Genomic DNA, 14,372 nt, shown 5'->3' on the forward strand with positions numbered 1-14,372 from the left:
AATTTAGAACGGGGTTATGTTTGGTTGCTATAAAGCCGCACCTTTCCCGCGTTCTTCCTTAAACCGAAGCTCAAAAGTATCCGCTGTAATTTCATCAGCTTTTGGAAAAGCCCGTAATTTCGGATGAAGTAGCCATACGAGGGAAATGAATAAAATCCCAATGCTAGCAAGCGCGAAAATGAGTTGGCTACTATATACATTCGCAGTGTATCCGCCAATTAAAGAGCCGAGTGGCATAGCAATTGTGCCCATGCTTCGTGTGACTGAATTGATACGCCCAAGATATTGATTTGGAATTACAATTTGACCAATAGTCGCAAATAATATGTTGGTCGCACCAATTGGTATCCAAGCTAAGCCGAATAAAAAAATGGATAACCATTGAAACGGTACAACTGTAGAGAGAAACCAAAAGAAAGCGCCAGTTGCAAAGCTAATAATGGAGACACGGCCAACATTATGTTTACCAACCCATGAACTGAATAGTGCTCCAATTAAACAACCGGCGGATATAGCGGCTAAAAAGAAACCATATAATTTTACACCGCCTAAAGAATCAGCGAAAGAAGGGAGTATGGCCATCGTCATACCGATTGAAAAATTAGCGACAACGGAACCGATTAAGAAGACGCCCATTAAGGAACGAAATACGATTGAAAACCCTTCTTTTAAATCAGTAAAATATTGTTTAGTTGAAAGTGTTGTGTCTGCTTCAGTTTGTTTTGGCATTTTTAATGAAAAGAACAAAAGGGCAGTAATCGCGAATGTAAAGGAGTCGATTACATATAAAGTAATGGCGCCAAATAGTGCTACTAATATTCCAGAAAGAGTTGTACAAATTAAATCAATGCCTTGATATGCAAATGAGAAGAGTGAATTTCCTTTTAATAATTGTGTTTTATGCAGTAGAAGTGGTAAAGCTTTTGACTGTGCAGGATAGGCGAATTGTTCGATAAAGGCTACGATGGGCATGATGATGAGTAGTAGTTGGACTGTTAATAGGTCGAAGTAGTGTGTAATAGGAATGATTAATATAAGAATGCATTGCAAAACTTGTGTGATGACGAGGGTGTTTTTAATTGGCCATCTATCAACGAATGGGCCGGTAAGAAATTGTAATGCAGAAGGTAGTAACGTAAGGAAACCAGCCAATCCAGAATAAAAAGGATTACCACTTAGCTTATATACGAGCCACATTGCTGCTACGTAGTACAAGCTATCTCCTATGTTTGTAAAAATTCTCCCTAAAAATAATAAGAGGAAATTCCGGTTTTTCAATATGTCCATTTAATCTACTCCTTTATAAGAAATTTATTCGGTAAAATAAATTTGACCGTTTATGTAAAAAAAAATCGTATTACGATTTTTCTTCTTCTTTAACAAATTGCTGCATTGTTCTCTCTGCGATTTGAAGTGCAGTAGTAGAAATGTAATAAGATTTACTATTTGGATCTTTATCCGCGTCTTTTGCGATTTCATTTAATTCAGCCATCAATTGATGAAATTTTTTCACCCACACTTGAAATTGTTCTGGCGTAGCATCAAACTCCCAGCAAGATGAAACGTAATTCCACTCAGCCGGGTCTTCACTTTCTTTTCTTAATGTAAAAGCTTCTTCGGGTGCAGCAAGAATATGACTTTTCGTTCTTTCCGTCATTTGTAAAAAGATTTGGCGACCTGATTCACTTACTATTTCTAAATGAGGTAATAGTTCGGCAGCAGGGGTAAAGCCTCTAGCGACAGATTGATAAAATTTTTGAACGATGCCATTTTTTTCTTCTGTATATACGATTTCTATAAAGCCATTTTTCTCTAATTCTTTTAAATGATAATGAATTTTCGCCCTTGGAATGCCGAATTTTTCAGATAGTAGTTGTCCTGTATAAGGACGTTCACATAGACGCATCATCATTTCGACACGTAGTGGATCGCTCATTGCTTTTAGTTGGCTATAGGTAGTTAGTGTGAACATGGGCTTCAAAATGATCAACTCCTTGAATAAAATTACTCGGTCAATATTATTTGACTGAATTGTATCAAGGATTCTATTTATTTTCAATACTTTCTGAAAATTTAATCTTTCCTCTGTAATCTTCTGTTCATATTCCGTTCATATTTCTTTTTTATGATAAGTGCATAGAAAGAAAGAGGAAGGAGCGAGCGAAATGTTTTTAGCTCTGCGTGAATTAAAACAATCAAAATTAAGATACGGATTAATCGGATTGATTATGGTGTTATTATCATTTTTAGTCCTTGTTATTTCAGGATTAGCAAATGGATTATCATATGATAATGCTTCATCGATTCAAAATATGGAGGCAAATAAGTTCGTTTTAGCAGATGATGCGGAAAATAAATTACTTCGTTCACAAATTAAGAAAGACGATGTAGATAACGTAGTAAGTCAAGTAGGTGAGAAAGAGGCAGTTCCGTTTCGTGTGAAAGTTTCAACATATGAAAAGAAAGATAGTTCGAAAAAGGTTGATATCGCTATTTTCTCAAGCGAACGAGATTCATTTTTAGAACCGAACATTGTAAAAGGTGAGAAATTAGGTACAGCAAACAACGAGATGGTTGCTGATGAATCGATTAAAGAGAAGGGAATCGATATTGGAGATACAATTATCGATCCTGTTTCAAAGAAAGAATTTACAATCGTCGGATTTACGAAAGATCAAATGTTTAGCCATACACCAGTCGTTTATGTAAATGAAGACGTATGGGGATCTATTTCACAACCAAACCAAAAAGATTATAGTGCAATTGCACTTAACACAGATAAAGAAATTAAAAATGCTCACGTTATCGATAAAAAAGAAGTACTGCAAAGTATTCCAGGATTTAAAGAAGAGCAAGGAACATTAACGATGATCATTGCGTTCTTACTTGTGATCGCTGCGTTATTAATCGGTGTATTCTTCTATGTTATTACACTACAAAAAACACAGCAATTAGGTGTGTTAAAAGCAATTGGTACGAAGAACTCGTATTTAGCAAATAGTTTAGTCGTACAGGCGTTATTCTTATCAGTCGTTGCGATGGTAATTAGTATCGTTCTTGTACAAGGATTAAAACAAATTTTACCAGCGGGTATGCCGTTCTTATTAACAACACCGATGATTGCACAATACGCAGCAATCTTTATCGTAATTAGTATTTTAGGAACACTTATTTCGTTATACCAAGTATTAAAAGTTGATGCATTAGAAGCAATTGGAGGCGGGATGTAATGACTTCATTATTGAAATTAGACAAAGTAAGTAAAGTGTACGGAGAAGGGAATACGGAAGTAACAGCCCTTCATCCGATGTCGCTTGATGTGAAAGCTGGAGAGTTTATCGGAATCGTCGGTCCTTCTGGATCAGGGAAAAGTACGTTATTATCAATCGCGGGTGCATTATTATCACCGTCAAAAGGGGATATTTACATTCGTGAGCAAAATATTACACAGTTATCAGAAAAGGAAATGACAGATATTCGTTTGAAAAAAATCGGCTTCATTTTCCAGTTTGCAAACCTTGTTCCATATTTAAATGTGAAAGAACAATTGCTTTATATTGCAAAGCTAAAAAAAGAAAATAAACAAGAATCCGAAAAGCGTGCAGATCATTTATTAGCGGCATTTGGATTAGGAGAAAGAAAGAATCATTATCCAAATCAACTATCTGGCGGGGAAAAACAAAGGGTAGCAATCGCTCGTGCGTTCATGAACAACCCAGATTTAATATTAGCGGATGAGCCAACGGCAAGCTTAGACTCAAAACGCGCACGTGAAGTTGTTGAAATGATGAAACGTGAAGTGAAAGAGAGCCAAAAAGCAGCAATTATGATTACACATGATGAAAGAATGCTTGATGTATGTGATCGTATATTGACGCTTCGAGATGGACAGTTAATATAAAAAAAGGAAAACCGTACATGTATGTGCGGTTTTCCTTTTTTTAATGGATTTATTTAGAGAATAACGTTTTAATTTTATTACGAGTAAGTAATAAAATCCCGCCTAATACAGATAGCATTCCTAGAGCCATATTGTTTGATTGCTCGCTACCAGCGTTAGGAAGTTCTTTAGCGTTATTGTTTTTAGTACCATTATCTGCTTGCGTTTGTTTAGACTGTGATACTTCATTAATCTTGTTATCAACATTTTGCTTCGTTGTATGTAACTCAGCTAATTTGTCGTCAATTTTTTTCTCAGTATGCTTAAAGTCGTTGATTTTAATATCTAAGTCTTGTTTTTTCTTTGTTAAATCGTCTGAAACAGTTTGTTTCGATTGTTTAATTTCGTTAATTTTATTTAGTAAATCTTCTCTAGCCTTTTGTAATTCAGCTAGTTTGTTTTTTACATCTTGTTTAGCTAGTTCTAAGTTAGCGGAAAGACTGTCTAAATTGCCTTTAATTTTCTTAAGTTCCTCTAAGGTGTTACCAGTATTCGGCTTGTTTTCTTTTAGTTCAGCGAGTTTGTCTTCAGCAGTTTGTTTCGCTTTCTTTAACTCAGCTAATTTTTCATCTACTTGTTTTTTAACTTCCTTAAGTTCATTAACCTTTTGATCAATGTTCTCTTTATGTTGCTTCATTTCATTCACTTTTTCATCGACAGTTTGTTTATGTTCTTTAATCTCATTCACTTTGTTATCGATATTTTGTTTATGCTCTTTTACTTCAGCAACTTTATCTTCTACTTGTTTTTTATGCTCTTTAATTTCAGCAATTTTATCTTCGGCGATTTGTTTGTCTTGCTGAAGTTTTGCATCTAACTCTTGTTTATGTTGTTTAATCTCGTTAATTTTTTCATCAGCAACTTGTTTACGTTCATGTAGTTCATTCACCTTCGTATCAACATTTTCCTTAACCTTGTTAAGTTCATTTAATGTTTGATCCACGTTTTCTTTGTGTTGCTGCAATTTCGCATCTAACTCTTGTTTATGTTGCTTAATTTCAGCTAATCGATCTCCCGTACTTTGCTGAGGAGTAGCATCATTTACTTCCGCATGAGCAGGGTTCGCGCCAGCAATCATTGCTAAAGCTAGTGTAGACGCAGCGATTGTTTGTTTTGTTTTCATATTTTTGTACCTCTTTTCTTTCATATGCATGAACTGTTTTGTGTAAAAATGAGCATATAGAAGTAGATTATCTTATTATTATATACTATGTTAGGCGCTTAGAGGAAGGATTTGCATAATAATCTATGATTATGTAATTTTTATAATCTCTTATTTGGGGTAGGGGATAAACCTTTAGCTAGATGAACAATTTCTTCTATAGTAAAGCTTACATCTTTATTATTGCGAATAACAAACAAATAATCAGCCTCGTTTTCTACAGGATCTACCACATCATCGTGAAGTGATTCAGTTTGTTGTCGATCAAGTACTTCTTTGAAACTAGAATATCCACCTCTAAAAATATTCGTACTTCGCGTGCTTCGAGCCACTCTTTCGTAAAGTACATCATCTGGAATGTCAAAATGAACTAATATGCGTACATATTCATTCTGTGGAAATAATTCGTTTAGTAAATAGAATCTTCCGTTTTTACTGCGATTGGAATTACAAATAATAAGGTGTAAATTTGTATGTTCTTTCGCATAATCAACAATGAATTTAGAAAGACAGTGCTTAAATGTATTAGGGCCTTTAGCCGGCTGTAATTTTTCGTAATGCGTGTTAATAAATTCAGCTTGATTATCTTGATCCATAACGAAAGAGTGGGGTAACTCTTTTTCTAATGCTCTTGCAAATGTAGTTTTTCTACTGTGTGTTTTTCCTACTGTAATGATGACTAATCTTTTCATGACGCCCTCCATTTGTATTGTTATAAACTGGAATATTCGGTGTAGATCGAAATCTTCCTGCTAGAGATTACCCAAATTGTTGGAGCGTAGTAGGCTGAAAACTTGACAAAAAAACTTATTTATGCTATAATTTACCAATATAAAAATAAGGTGTATAATAGGGTTCTCCTGGCCAGGGGAACCCTATTTTTGTTGTGAAAATGAAGGAGAGTGTATGTGCGTGAAACAAGGTGAAGCAAGTGTAACGTCGTTAGTATCAGCTTTCAGCAGGGCATATCATAGTGAATTTGATAATCCGAAAATCTTTGATGATTATGTAGCTAAAGAGTTCATTTCGCCAAAAGAACGAATTAATATTGAAACGAATATGGTTCAAGGAATACATTTCTTCAATACAGACATTGCACAGCAGTTTCAAGATAATCCACAAGAAATATTAAAATGGATTACACAAGTGCAATTATCACCAACACCTTTAGCACGTGCTGCATATTGTGAAAGAGTATTACTACATGAAATTACATTAGGAGCGAAACAATACGTCATACTCGGTGCAGGCTTAGATACGTTCAGTTTTAGACACCGAGAATTGGAAAATAAAATAGAAATATTTGAAGTGGATCATCCTTCTACGCAGGTGTTTAAGAAGGAAAGAATAAAAGAAACAGAACTTGAAGTTCCAAAAAACCTTCATTTTGTTTCAATGGATTTTACGAAAGGATTTTCCTATGAACAGTTAAGCAATGAAGGATTTGAACATAAAAAGACTTTCTTTAGCCTTTTAGGTGTTACGTACTATTTAACGAAAGAGGAACTTGCTAGTTTATTAGAATGTTTATTCGAGATGGTTCCGGCAGGTAGTTCTATCGTTTTTGATTATCCTGATGAAAACTTGTTTACAGAAAAGGGACTGTCCAATCGAGTTGAAAATATGGTGAAAATGGCTGCGGTAGGCGGAGAACCGATGAAATCATGTTATTCTTATGCTGAAATGGAAGCACTGTTAGAGAAGGCGGGCTTACTCATTTATGAGCATTTATCACCAGAGGATATAAATACATTATATTTTGCCGGAAGAAATGATTATTTGAAAGCTTTCGAGACGGTACATTATGTGCATGCGGTGAAGAGGTAGATGATTTGTGGGCATGGAGAGGAATCTCTGTGTCTTTTTTCTAATGATATAACCGGATTCAGGACTTTTAACCAACGTGAAAAGTCCTGAGTTAGAAAGTATGGTAGAGTGCTACTGTCAGAAGGAATCTTTTTTTATGTTTTCTATTACTAACGGCGGAGTTGATCTACAGCATCTGCCGCATCCCTTGCCGCATTTGCAGCCTGTTTTGTTGTACGTATTTGCTGTTTCAAAAGAGTATTTTGTTCTTCTAACAAAGTATGCTGCACTGTACTTGTTTTAGTAACTTGCCAGATTGCTAAAGCTTCTTTTAAATCATCTGCTGCTCCGCTTTCTAGCGCTACTATACATGCATCAATTTTTTTGACTGAAAAATACTTAATTGGGATTGGTATACTACTTTGAAATTTTTGATCATATTCTTGAATTTGAGGGTCATATTTAGAAGCAGTAAATTTTCTAAACACGTGTATTATAGATGGCCACGCAGCAACAAATACAATTAAAAAAAACCACATAATAAACATACTACTTGTATCATTATAACTAAATAATCCTCCTGGTAAGATCATCAATAATACGAATGCAATTAATATCCCAGGTATACGGCTAGGACGTTTGTGTATCTTTTTCATGATACTTTCATAAGAAGTTACATAATATCGACCCTCTTTTAATCTTTGAACCCATTCTTCCTTTTGCATATACATGGCACCATCCTTTTTTTGTGAAGTATATTACTACTTAATTATATAACTTAAAGGGGTAAATAAACAGAAAATTCAGTGTAAAATATTTTTTCGCCCTGTAGGAAAATTATTTCATTTAATAAATCTATCTAGTTGTAGAGTATGCTCTAGTTTTTAATCCTTATATACTACATCCATGAATAATATGCGAGATTTATTATATGATGCAGACAACGGGAATATCGATACATTGGGATTTAGTAAACATTCAAAAACCAGGGTATGGAGGTGGTGAAATTTGGTTTGATGATGTACTGATAAGAAAAAATGGACATTTTATTTTACAAGAGTTATTCAGATTAAATGAAGAAAATTTGAAGGGGTAAAGCGCTTTATTGAGAGAGTGTAAAATAGATTAAAATACAACATACCAAACCAAGAGATTTATCGTGTAACTTTACATTCATTTAATATTAATAGGATACTTGAAAAGGTAGCGCTATGGAGTATGTAAAAAAGACAAAATCTCTTAAAAAACACTTAATTTTTTATTCCATTAATCTTTACAATCACCCCCTATAATGTGAATTGGACAAGCACCTAAGAGAAAGCAGAACATGTCAGTTTGTACATTCTATTATTAGGGGGAGAATTTGTATGAAAAAGACAGTTGCTTCGTTAGCAGTTATGGCGGCATTATTACCGACGTTTTCAGTGCATGCGGAAGGGAAAGAGCAAGCCCGAAAATCAGCTACAACTTTTAATGTTATTAGTGATATTCAAGGGGATTTAGGGGATTTTGATCATGTGCTAAAAGATATGAACAAAGTGACGCCACTTTCTAGAGCGCTTATTATGAATGGGGATATAACGCCGACTGGACAACAGTCACAATATGATGATGTAAAGCGTGTGTTAAATAAAAATAAGCATCCAGAAAATGTATGGTCTACTGTTGGGAATCATGAGTTTTATGCTGGTAAATGGACAGCAGATGGAAAACTCTCTCAAAGTACATGGCCAAATGGTGTAAATGAGGAAACTTTATTTAACCGCTATCTGAAATTTAGTGGACAAGAAAAGGTATATCATAAAAAAGAATTAGACGGTTATCCGCTTCTATTTTTAGGAACGGAAAAATATATGAAATACCACGATTCAAAAATGTGGGACGAAGTATATATGAGTGATGAGCAATTAGGTTGGTTAAAACAAAATTTAGAAGAGTACAGTCAAAAAGATAAAAATAAGCCAATCTTCATTTTCTCTCATCACGTTTTACCTGATACAGTATCTGGATCAAGGCAATCGCCGTACTTACAAGATTATTTAAACGTCGATAAATTGTACGATATATTAAAAGACTATCCGCAAGTTGTTTTCTTCACGAGTCATACGCATTGGGATTTAAACTTACCTGACTGGGCTGGTAAAAAGAAAATTAAAGGCGGAGATGAAAAAGGTTTCACTGTTGTAAATACGGGCGGGATTGAAACAGGCTGGATGTCAGCAGGACCAAATGGAGGAGAGAAAACTGCTCCAGATGGCTATTCATTTAAACAAGGGTTACAAGTGAAAGCATATGGTAACGATGTAATTGTGACAGCTTACGATTACAAACGTGATAAGGATATAAGGAAGTTATTAATTAGTGATTCAAAAATTGCGCAGATGGCACCAAATGTAACGGCAGATGATCGTAAAAATATAATTGTCGGTGCAAATGAATATATGGAGTATTCTATAGAAGGAACGAATGAGTGGCATACGTATAGTAAAGCAAATCCTCCGAAATTTGATGGAGATAAAACTGTATACGTACGCCATAAAGGTGAAATGAATTTAGAGGCGGGATTAACGCAGTTACTTCGTTTTTCGGTAAATAAGTGATTGGAGGGAGTCTGCATTTGAATGTGTGGGCTCTTTTTTTGTTGATGAGAAAGGGGTTGCCTGTCTGTCGTTTTTTGTCGATAGATCGATATATTAAGAAAATCGTTGATATACTGCAAGTTACGATCGATATATTTGAAAAATCGTTGATATATTGTAAGTAATGAACGATATATTTAAAAAATCGTTGATATAAATTTCATGTACCATAATTAAGTTAAAAGCATTAATACGGTTTTACTTATCAAAATGAAATTCTAATACATTTTTAACCGAGAAAGATGACTTCACCATTTTTACGTGTAATAATAGTAACGTTACATATATTGTGAAAGAAGTACAAAAGGAGCGTTACAATGAATTTAGCTAAATTCCCGAGAAAAAAATATACAGAATCATATACACCAATTGAAAAGTTAAACAACTTTTCTGAAGCACTTGGTGGTCCGACTATTTATTTTAAACGAGATGATTTACTTGGTTTAACAGCCGGTGGCAATAAGACGAGAAAGTTAGAATTTCTAGTTGCAGATGCACAGGAAAATGGTGCAGATACGTTAATTACAGCTGGTGGTATTCAGTCAAATCATTGCCGCCTGACACTTGCTGCTGCGGTAAAAGAAAAAATGAAATGTATTCTTGTATTAGAGGAAGGGCTTGAGCCAGAAGAGAAGAGAGACTTTAACGGAAACTATTTCTTATATCACTTATTAGGTGCTGAAAACGTCATTGTTGTACCGAACGGAGCAGACCTGATGGAAGAAATGCATAAAGTAGCAAAAGAAGTAAGTGAAAAAGGAAATACACCATATGTAATTCCAGTTGGTGGATCAAACCCTACAGGCGCTATGGGATACGTTGCTTGTGCGCAAGAAATTATGGCGCAATCATTTGAGCAAGGAATTGATTTCAGTTCAGTTGTTTGTGTAAGTGGTAGCGGCGGTATGCATGCTGGTTTAATTACTGGTTTTTCTGGAACACAAAGCCATATTCCTGTAATCGGGATTAATGTAAGTAGAGGAAAAGCTGAGCAAGAAGAGAAAGTAGCAAAACTTGTAGATGAAACTTCAGCACATGTTGGTATTCCAAACTTTATCTCGCGCGACGCTGTTACGTGCTTTGATGAATATGTAGGACCAGGCTATGCGTTACCAACGCCGGAAATGGTAGAGGCAGTTCAGTTACTTGCGAAAACAGAAGGTATTTTACTTGATCCAGTGTATACAGGTAAGGCAGTAGCGGGATTAATCGACTTAATTAGAAAAGGTAATTTTAATAAGGAAGACAATATTTTATTCGTACATTCAGGTGGTTCACCAGCTTTATATGCGAATACTTCTTTATTTGCGTAAGTGTAAAAAGCATTGGGTATCCAATGCTTTTTTGTTATATACTGGAATTATTGAGAGGTAGGAGGATGATATGAATTCAAATTTAAAATGGATTATATATACGGTACTCGGCATTTCTATTCTATTAATCTTATTTGTGGCTTATGGGGTGTATTCTTATTTTACATTTTAAAAGCGTAATGGAAGTGAACCATAATGTAATGTATGTTATAGTTTGATATGTTAATTACTTACAATACTTTCCACAAGGAGAATACATAATGAGAGCAAAGAAACTAGTAACGTTAGCAGTTCCATTTATGCTGTTAGTCGGATGCGAGGTAGGAGATAAAGATTCTACTCATAAGACTGAGCAAACTAGTAAAGCAATAACAATACTTTCCGAACAACAGTATCCGTACTACATATGTGAGCAAGTGGTAGAGTTCCAATTTAAGAAGGATGAACTATTACTAAACTTAGGAGAATCCTTAAAGGATAAAGCAAAAGCAAAAGCTGTTTTAAAAACATCAAACGAGATAGATAAAATTTTAGATAATATGGAACACATAAAAGTACCTGATACATACAAAGACATTCACAAATCCATACAAGAAGGGGTAACAGAGGCAAGAAAAGCAACGAAGTTAATTAAGGATGCTGGTAAAGAAGATAAACAGAAGATTCAAGAAGCTGCAATGAAAGGTACTGAATTTTTATCAGGTGTAGACGGAGAGCATTGGAAAAAAGCAGTTTATGAGTTATCACAGGAAAACAAAGATGCTTATAGTAAGGCACTTGATAAGAAAGTAAAGGAGTACTCAAAGTAAAACAGTAACTTGTAACAATACATATCCACCTAAAATTTCCGCGAATGCTATGCTAGGAAGTTAGGTGGGAGATTACTGTCCTTAAATGTGGCTGATTAAAGCTACAGCCACATTCTCCTGTTCTAATTAACTAAAAGAAGAACTTCCCCATCCCGATTAAACTACTGATCATTCCTATTCCACTCATGGTGCCTTTTCCTGCTGTAAGTAAGTTTCCAAGCAGTCCTAGCTGACCGTTACCTCCGTTATTTCCCCATCCTATTGGGGCCCACGGACCACCCCATCCTGGAGGGTTTCCAAAAACACCCGAGTTATTGGTATTGAAATGAAAAGGCTTGGCTGGCGGCGATAGTAAAGCTGCAAGATGACCTTGTGCGAACATCCCTGTATGATTGAATGGTTGCGCCCAGGGGAAGGGAGGTTTTTGAAAATTAAAACCTGCATGACCTGGTAATGGAGTCCAATTAGCAGGGTGACCTTGTGGTATTATCCCTGCATAATTAATTGGCTGCTGCCCCAAAGAGAAGGGAGGAGGTTGGGGATTGAACCCCGTATAATTGGCTGATGAATCCCAACTAACTGGATAGACTCGGTAACTCCAATTCTCAGGAAGCTTCAAATCATTCATTACCTCAGATTTAGTTATTTCGGGCTGTAAATATAATGAAATTTGGTTATTATATTGTTCCCCGTTTCCCTGTGACTTCAAATACCAATATTGGTGCATACGCTAATTCCCCTCACTTTAAAAATGTAATGTTAGACTTAGCCTATGTAATATTCCTTTTTTGGGATGGTTACATAACTAGATCTACAAGCCTGTATTTAAAGGAATGGGTGCGTGGTCTTGTTGATTTTTCTCACTGCCTGTAAAATTCCCATTGATTTAAAGTTTCAATTTATTTTAGAAGGGTATTTTCAGTTGCTTCTTTTTGTATTTCAGCCTAATTTAAATTCCGTTAACAAACGTTTTTATAAAGGTTTCATCAACAAAAAGATTTTAAAATGGTATGTTGAGCAAGTGGAATTGCTAAAAAGAGAATATCCATTCGAAGAGTTTGGCAAAATACTGCAAGGGTAATGTTTTCTTGTGCAAATATGTAAACGATTTAAACGAATCAATGAAATTTATAATGAAGGGGCAATTAAATATATGAGTGAAACATTACATAAAAGAAAACCACCATATGTAATGCTTGTAATCCTTTTTATTGGGGCATTTGTTTCATTTCTAAATAACTCCCTTTTAAATGTAGCCTTGCCATCAATAATGAAAGATTTAAACATTCAAGATTATTCAACGATCCAGTGGCTTTCTACAGGGTATATGCTTGTAAGTGGTATATTAATTCCGGCCTCAGCATTTTTAATAACGCGTTTTTCAAATAGGAGCCTATTTATTACATCTATGGTGATTTTTATTCTTGGTACTGCCTTAGCGGCTGTAGCACCGAATTTTGGTTTATTACTTACTGGTCGGATGGTTCAAGCGGCAGGCTCTTCAGTTATGGGACCTTTGTTAATGAATATTATGCTAGTAAGCTTTCCGAGAGAAAAAAGGGGAACAGCAATGGGGATTTTTGGACTAGTTATGATTACAGCTCCAGCAATTGGGCCGACACTATCAGGTTATATTGTAGAGTATTATGACTGGCGTTTGCTGTTTGAAATGATTTTACCGTTAGCAATCATTAGCTTACTGTTAGGGATTTGGAAATCTGAGAATGTCATGAAACAAAACAAAAATGCAAAACTTGATTATCTCTCATTACTATTATCTTCTGTCGGTTTTGGCGGTTTGTTATATGGATTCAGTTCTGCAAGCTCCGATGGTTGGACAAATAAATTTGTCTTAACAACCTTAATCATAGGCGCTATTGCCCTAATTGCTTTCATTATTCGTCAATTAAAAATGGATGAGCCGTTATTGGATTTACGTGTTTACAAGTACCCAATGTTTGCACTTGCGTCTGTAATTGCAATTGTTAACGCGGTGGCCATGTTTTCGGGTATGATTTTAACACCAGCTTATGTACAAAACGTCCGTGGTATTTCGCCGCTGAGCTCTGGGCTGATGATGCTTCCAGGTGCGGTTATAATGGGGATTATGTCACCAATTACAGGTAAACTATTTGATAAATATGGTCCTCGGATTCTTGGCATAGTGGGGCTTTCCATTACAGCTGTTTCAACTTATATGTTGGCAAGTCTGCAAATTGACTCTAGTCACACACATATTATTCTTATCTACACACTGCGGATGTTTGGGATGGCGATGGTTATGATGCCACTTATGACAAATGGTCTTAATCAATTGCCAACTCGCTTAAATCCGCACGGTACAGCTGTTAATAATACGGCTCAACAAGTGTCCGGTTCGATTGGTACTGCTATTCTTGTTACGATTATGAACTCTGTAACAAAAACAAAAGCTGAAAGTTTAATGTCTCATATAGATCCAACAACCTTCACAGAAACTACGAAGGCAATAGTAACTCAGAAGGCTTTATTATCCGGAATTCAATATTCATTCTATGTAGCGCTTGGCATGAATGTTGTTGCACTACTATTAGTTTTTTTCGTTAAACGTGTAGATACAAGTGCGGAAGCCGTCGAGAAGTTAAATCGGTAGAGAAGAATAAAACGTTAGATAATGATTCCTACAAGTTGTTTGCTGATTAGATAAACTATAAAGAAATACAA

The 14,372-nt window shown here is 35.4% G+C and carries 14 protein-coding genes and 1 pseudogene; 9 read left to right on the forward strand and 6 right to left on the reverse strand.

The annotated features are described in order from the left end of the window. Positions 1–27: 27 nt before the first annotated feature. Both ACTFSL_RS08460 and ACTFSL_RS08465 read right to left on the reverse strand, forming a co-directional pair. Positions 28–1,287, reverse strand: a complete 1,260-nt coding sequence (locus tag ACTFSL_RS08460) for an MFS transporter (RefSeq protein ID WP_440041499.1) — start codon at positions 1,285–1,287, stop codon at positions 28–30. A 70-nt stretch (positions 1,288–1,357) separates the two neighbouring features. After that, positions 1,358–1,981 carry an ArsR/SmtB family transcription factor gene (locus ACTFSL_RS08465; protein WP_048538247.1) on the reverse strand — a complete coding sequence of 208 codons (624 nt, stop codon included), beginning with the start codon at positions 1,979–1,981 and terminating at the stop codon, positions 1,358–1,360. 184 nt (positions 1,982–2,165) lie between these two features. Here ACTFSL_RS08465 and ACTFSL_RS08470 point away from each other — a divergent pair, with 184 nt between their 5' ends. Next, positions 2,166–3,230, forward strand: a complete 1,065-nt coding sequence (locus ACTFSL_RS08470; RefSeq protein ID WP_440041501.1) for an ABC transporter permease — start codon at positions 2,166–2,168, stop codon at positions 3,228–3,230. Then, a complete protein-coding gene (locus tag ACTFSL_RS08475) occupies positions 3,230–3,901 on the forward strand; it encodes an ABC transporter ATP-binding protein (RefSeq protein ID WP_053564001.1) in 672 nt (223 codons plus the stop codon). Before ACTFSL_RS08470 ends, ACTFSL_RS08475 begins: the two co-directional genes overlap by 1 nt. 49 nt (positions 3,902–3,950) lie before the next feature. Here the strand turns inward: ACTFSL_RS08475 and ACTFSL_RS08480 are convergent, their stop codons facing one another. Continuing rightward, complete coding sequence (locus ACTFSL_RS08480) at positions 3,951–5,063, reverse strand: LPXTG cell wall anchor domain-containing protein (RefSeq protein WP_440041502.1); 1,113 nt, start codon at positions 5,061–5,063, stop codon at positions 3,951–3,953. Positions 5,064–5,203: 140 nt separating this feature from the next. Then, positions 5,204–5,794, reverse strand: coding sequence for an ATP-binding protein (locus tag ACTFSL_RS08485; RefSeq protein ID WP_440041504.1), 591 nt, complete (start codon positions 5,792–5,794; stop codon positions 5,204–5,206). 214 nt (positions 5,795–6,008) lie between these two features. On the opposite strand from ACTFSL_RS08485, the gene ACTFSL_RS08490 reads away from it, so the two are divergent. Then, positions 6,009–6,929 (forward strand): class I SAM-dependent methyltransferase, encoded by a 921-nt coding sequence (locus ACTFSL_RS08490; protein ID WP_440041505.1) that lies wholly within the window; start codon positions 6,009–6,011, stop codon positions 6,927–6,929. Positions 6,930–7,078: 149 nt separating this feature from the next. On the opposite strand, the gene ACTFSL_RS08495 is transcribed toward ACTFSL_RS08490, so the two are convergent. Further along, positions 7,079–7,639 carry a hypothetical protein gene (locus tag ACTFSL_RS08495; protein WP_440041506.1) on the reverse strand — a complete coding sequence of 187 codons (561 nt, stop codon included), beginning with the start codon at positions 7,637–7,639 and terminating at the stop codon, positions 7,079–7,081. A gap of 137 nt (positions 7,640–7,776) precedes the next feature. Between ACTFSL_RS08495 and ACTFSL_RS08500 the strand changes: the two are divergent. The 4 genes and pseudogenes from ACTFSL_RS08500 to ACTFSL_RS08515 form a co-directional block, all read left to right on the forward strand. Beyond that, positions 7,777–8,004: pseudogene (locus ACTFSL_RS08500) on the forward strand (aminopeptidase); the annotation flags it as partial. A 271-nt stretch (positions 8,005–8,275) separates the two neighbouring features. After that, entirely contained in the window at positions 8,276–9,508 is a 1,233-nt protein-coding gene (locus tag ACTFSL_RS08505; RefSeq protein WP_440041507.1) for a DUF4073 domain-containing protein, read from the forward strand. Positions 9,509–9,864: 356 nt separating this feature from the next. Further along, entirely contained in the window at positions 9,865–10,860 is a 996-nt protein-coding gene (locus ACTFSL_RS08510) for a D-cysteine desulfhydrase (RefSeq protein WP_001046615.1), read from the forward strand. A 260-nt stretch (positions 10,861–11,120) separates the two neighbouring features. Next, complete coding sequence (locus ACTFSL_RS08515; protein ID WP_121868451.1) at positions 11,121–11,669, forward strand: hypothetical protein; 549 nt, start codon at positions 11,121–11,123, stop codon at positions 11,667–11,669. Positions 11,670–11,799: 130 nt separating this feature from the next. Here the strand turns inward: ACTFSL_RS08515 and ACTFSL_RS08520 are convergent, their stop codons facing one another. Continuing rightward, the gene (locus ACTFSL_RS08520; protein ID WP_440041508.1) at positions 11,800–12,396 is read right to left on the reverse strand and encodes a hypothetical protein; all 597 of its coding nucleotides are present in this window, start codon (positions 12,394–12,396) and stop codon (positions 11,800–11,802) included. Positions 12,397–12,510: 114 nt separating this feature from the next. Here ACTFSL_RS08520 and ACTFSL_RS08525 point away from each other — a divergent pair, with 114 nt between their 5' ends. Both ACTFSL_RS08525 and ACTFSL_RS08530 read left to right on the forward strand, forming a co-directional pair. Further along, positions 12,511–12,750, forward strand: a complete 240-nt coding sequence (locus ACTFSL_RS08525; RefSeq protein ID WP_000243463.1) for a hypothetical protein — start codon at positions 12,511–12,513, stop codon at positions 12,748–12,750. 72 nt (positions 12,751–12,822) lie between these two features. Next, the gene (locus ACTFSL_RS08530; protein ID WP_135277235.1) at positions 12,823–14,301 is read left to right on the forward strand and encodes a DHA2 family efflux MFS transporter permease subunit; all 1,479 of its coding nucleotides are present in this window, start codon (positions 12,823–12,825) and stop codon (positions 14,299–14,301) included. The last annotated feature ends 71 nt before the right edge of the window (positions 14,302–14,372 follow it).

The sequence above is a fragment of the Bacillus cereus group sp. MYBK108-1 genome (assembly GCF_051917185.1).
In the GTDB taxonomy this organism is placed as follows: Bacteria; Bacillota; Bacilli; order Bacillales; family Bacillaceae_G; genus Bacillus_A; species Bacillus_A cereus.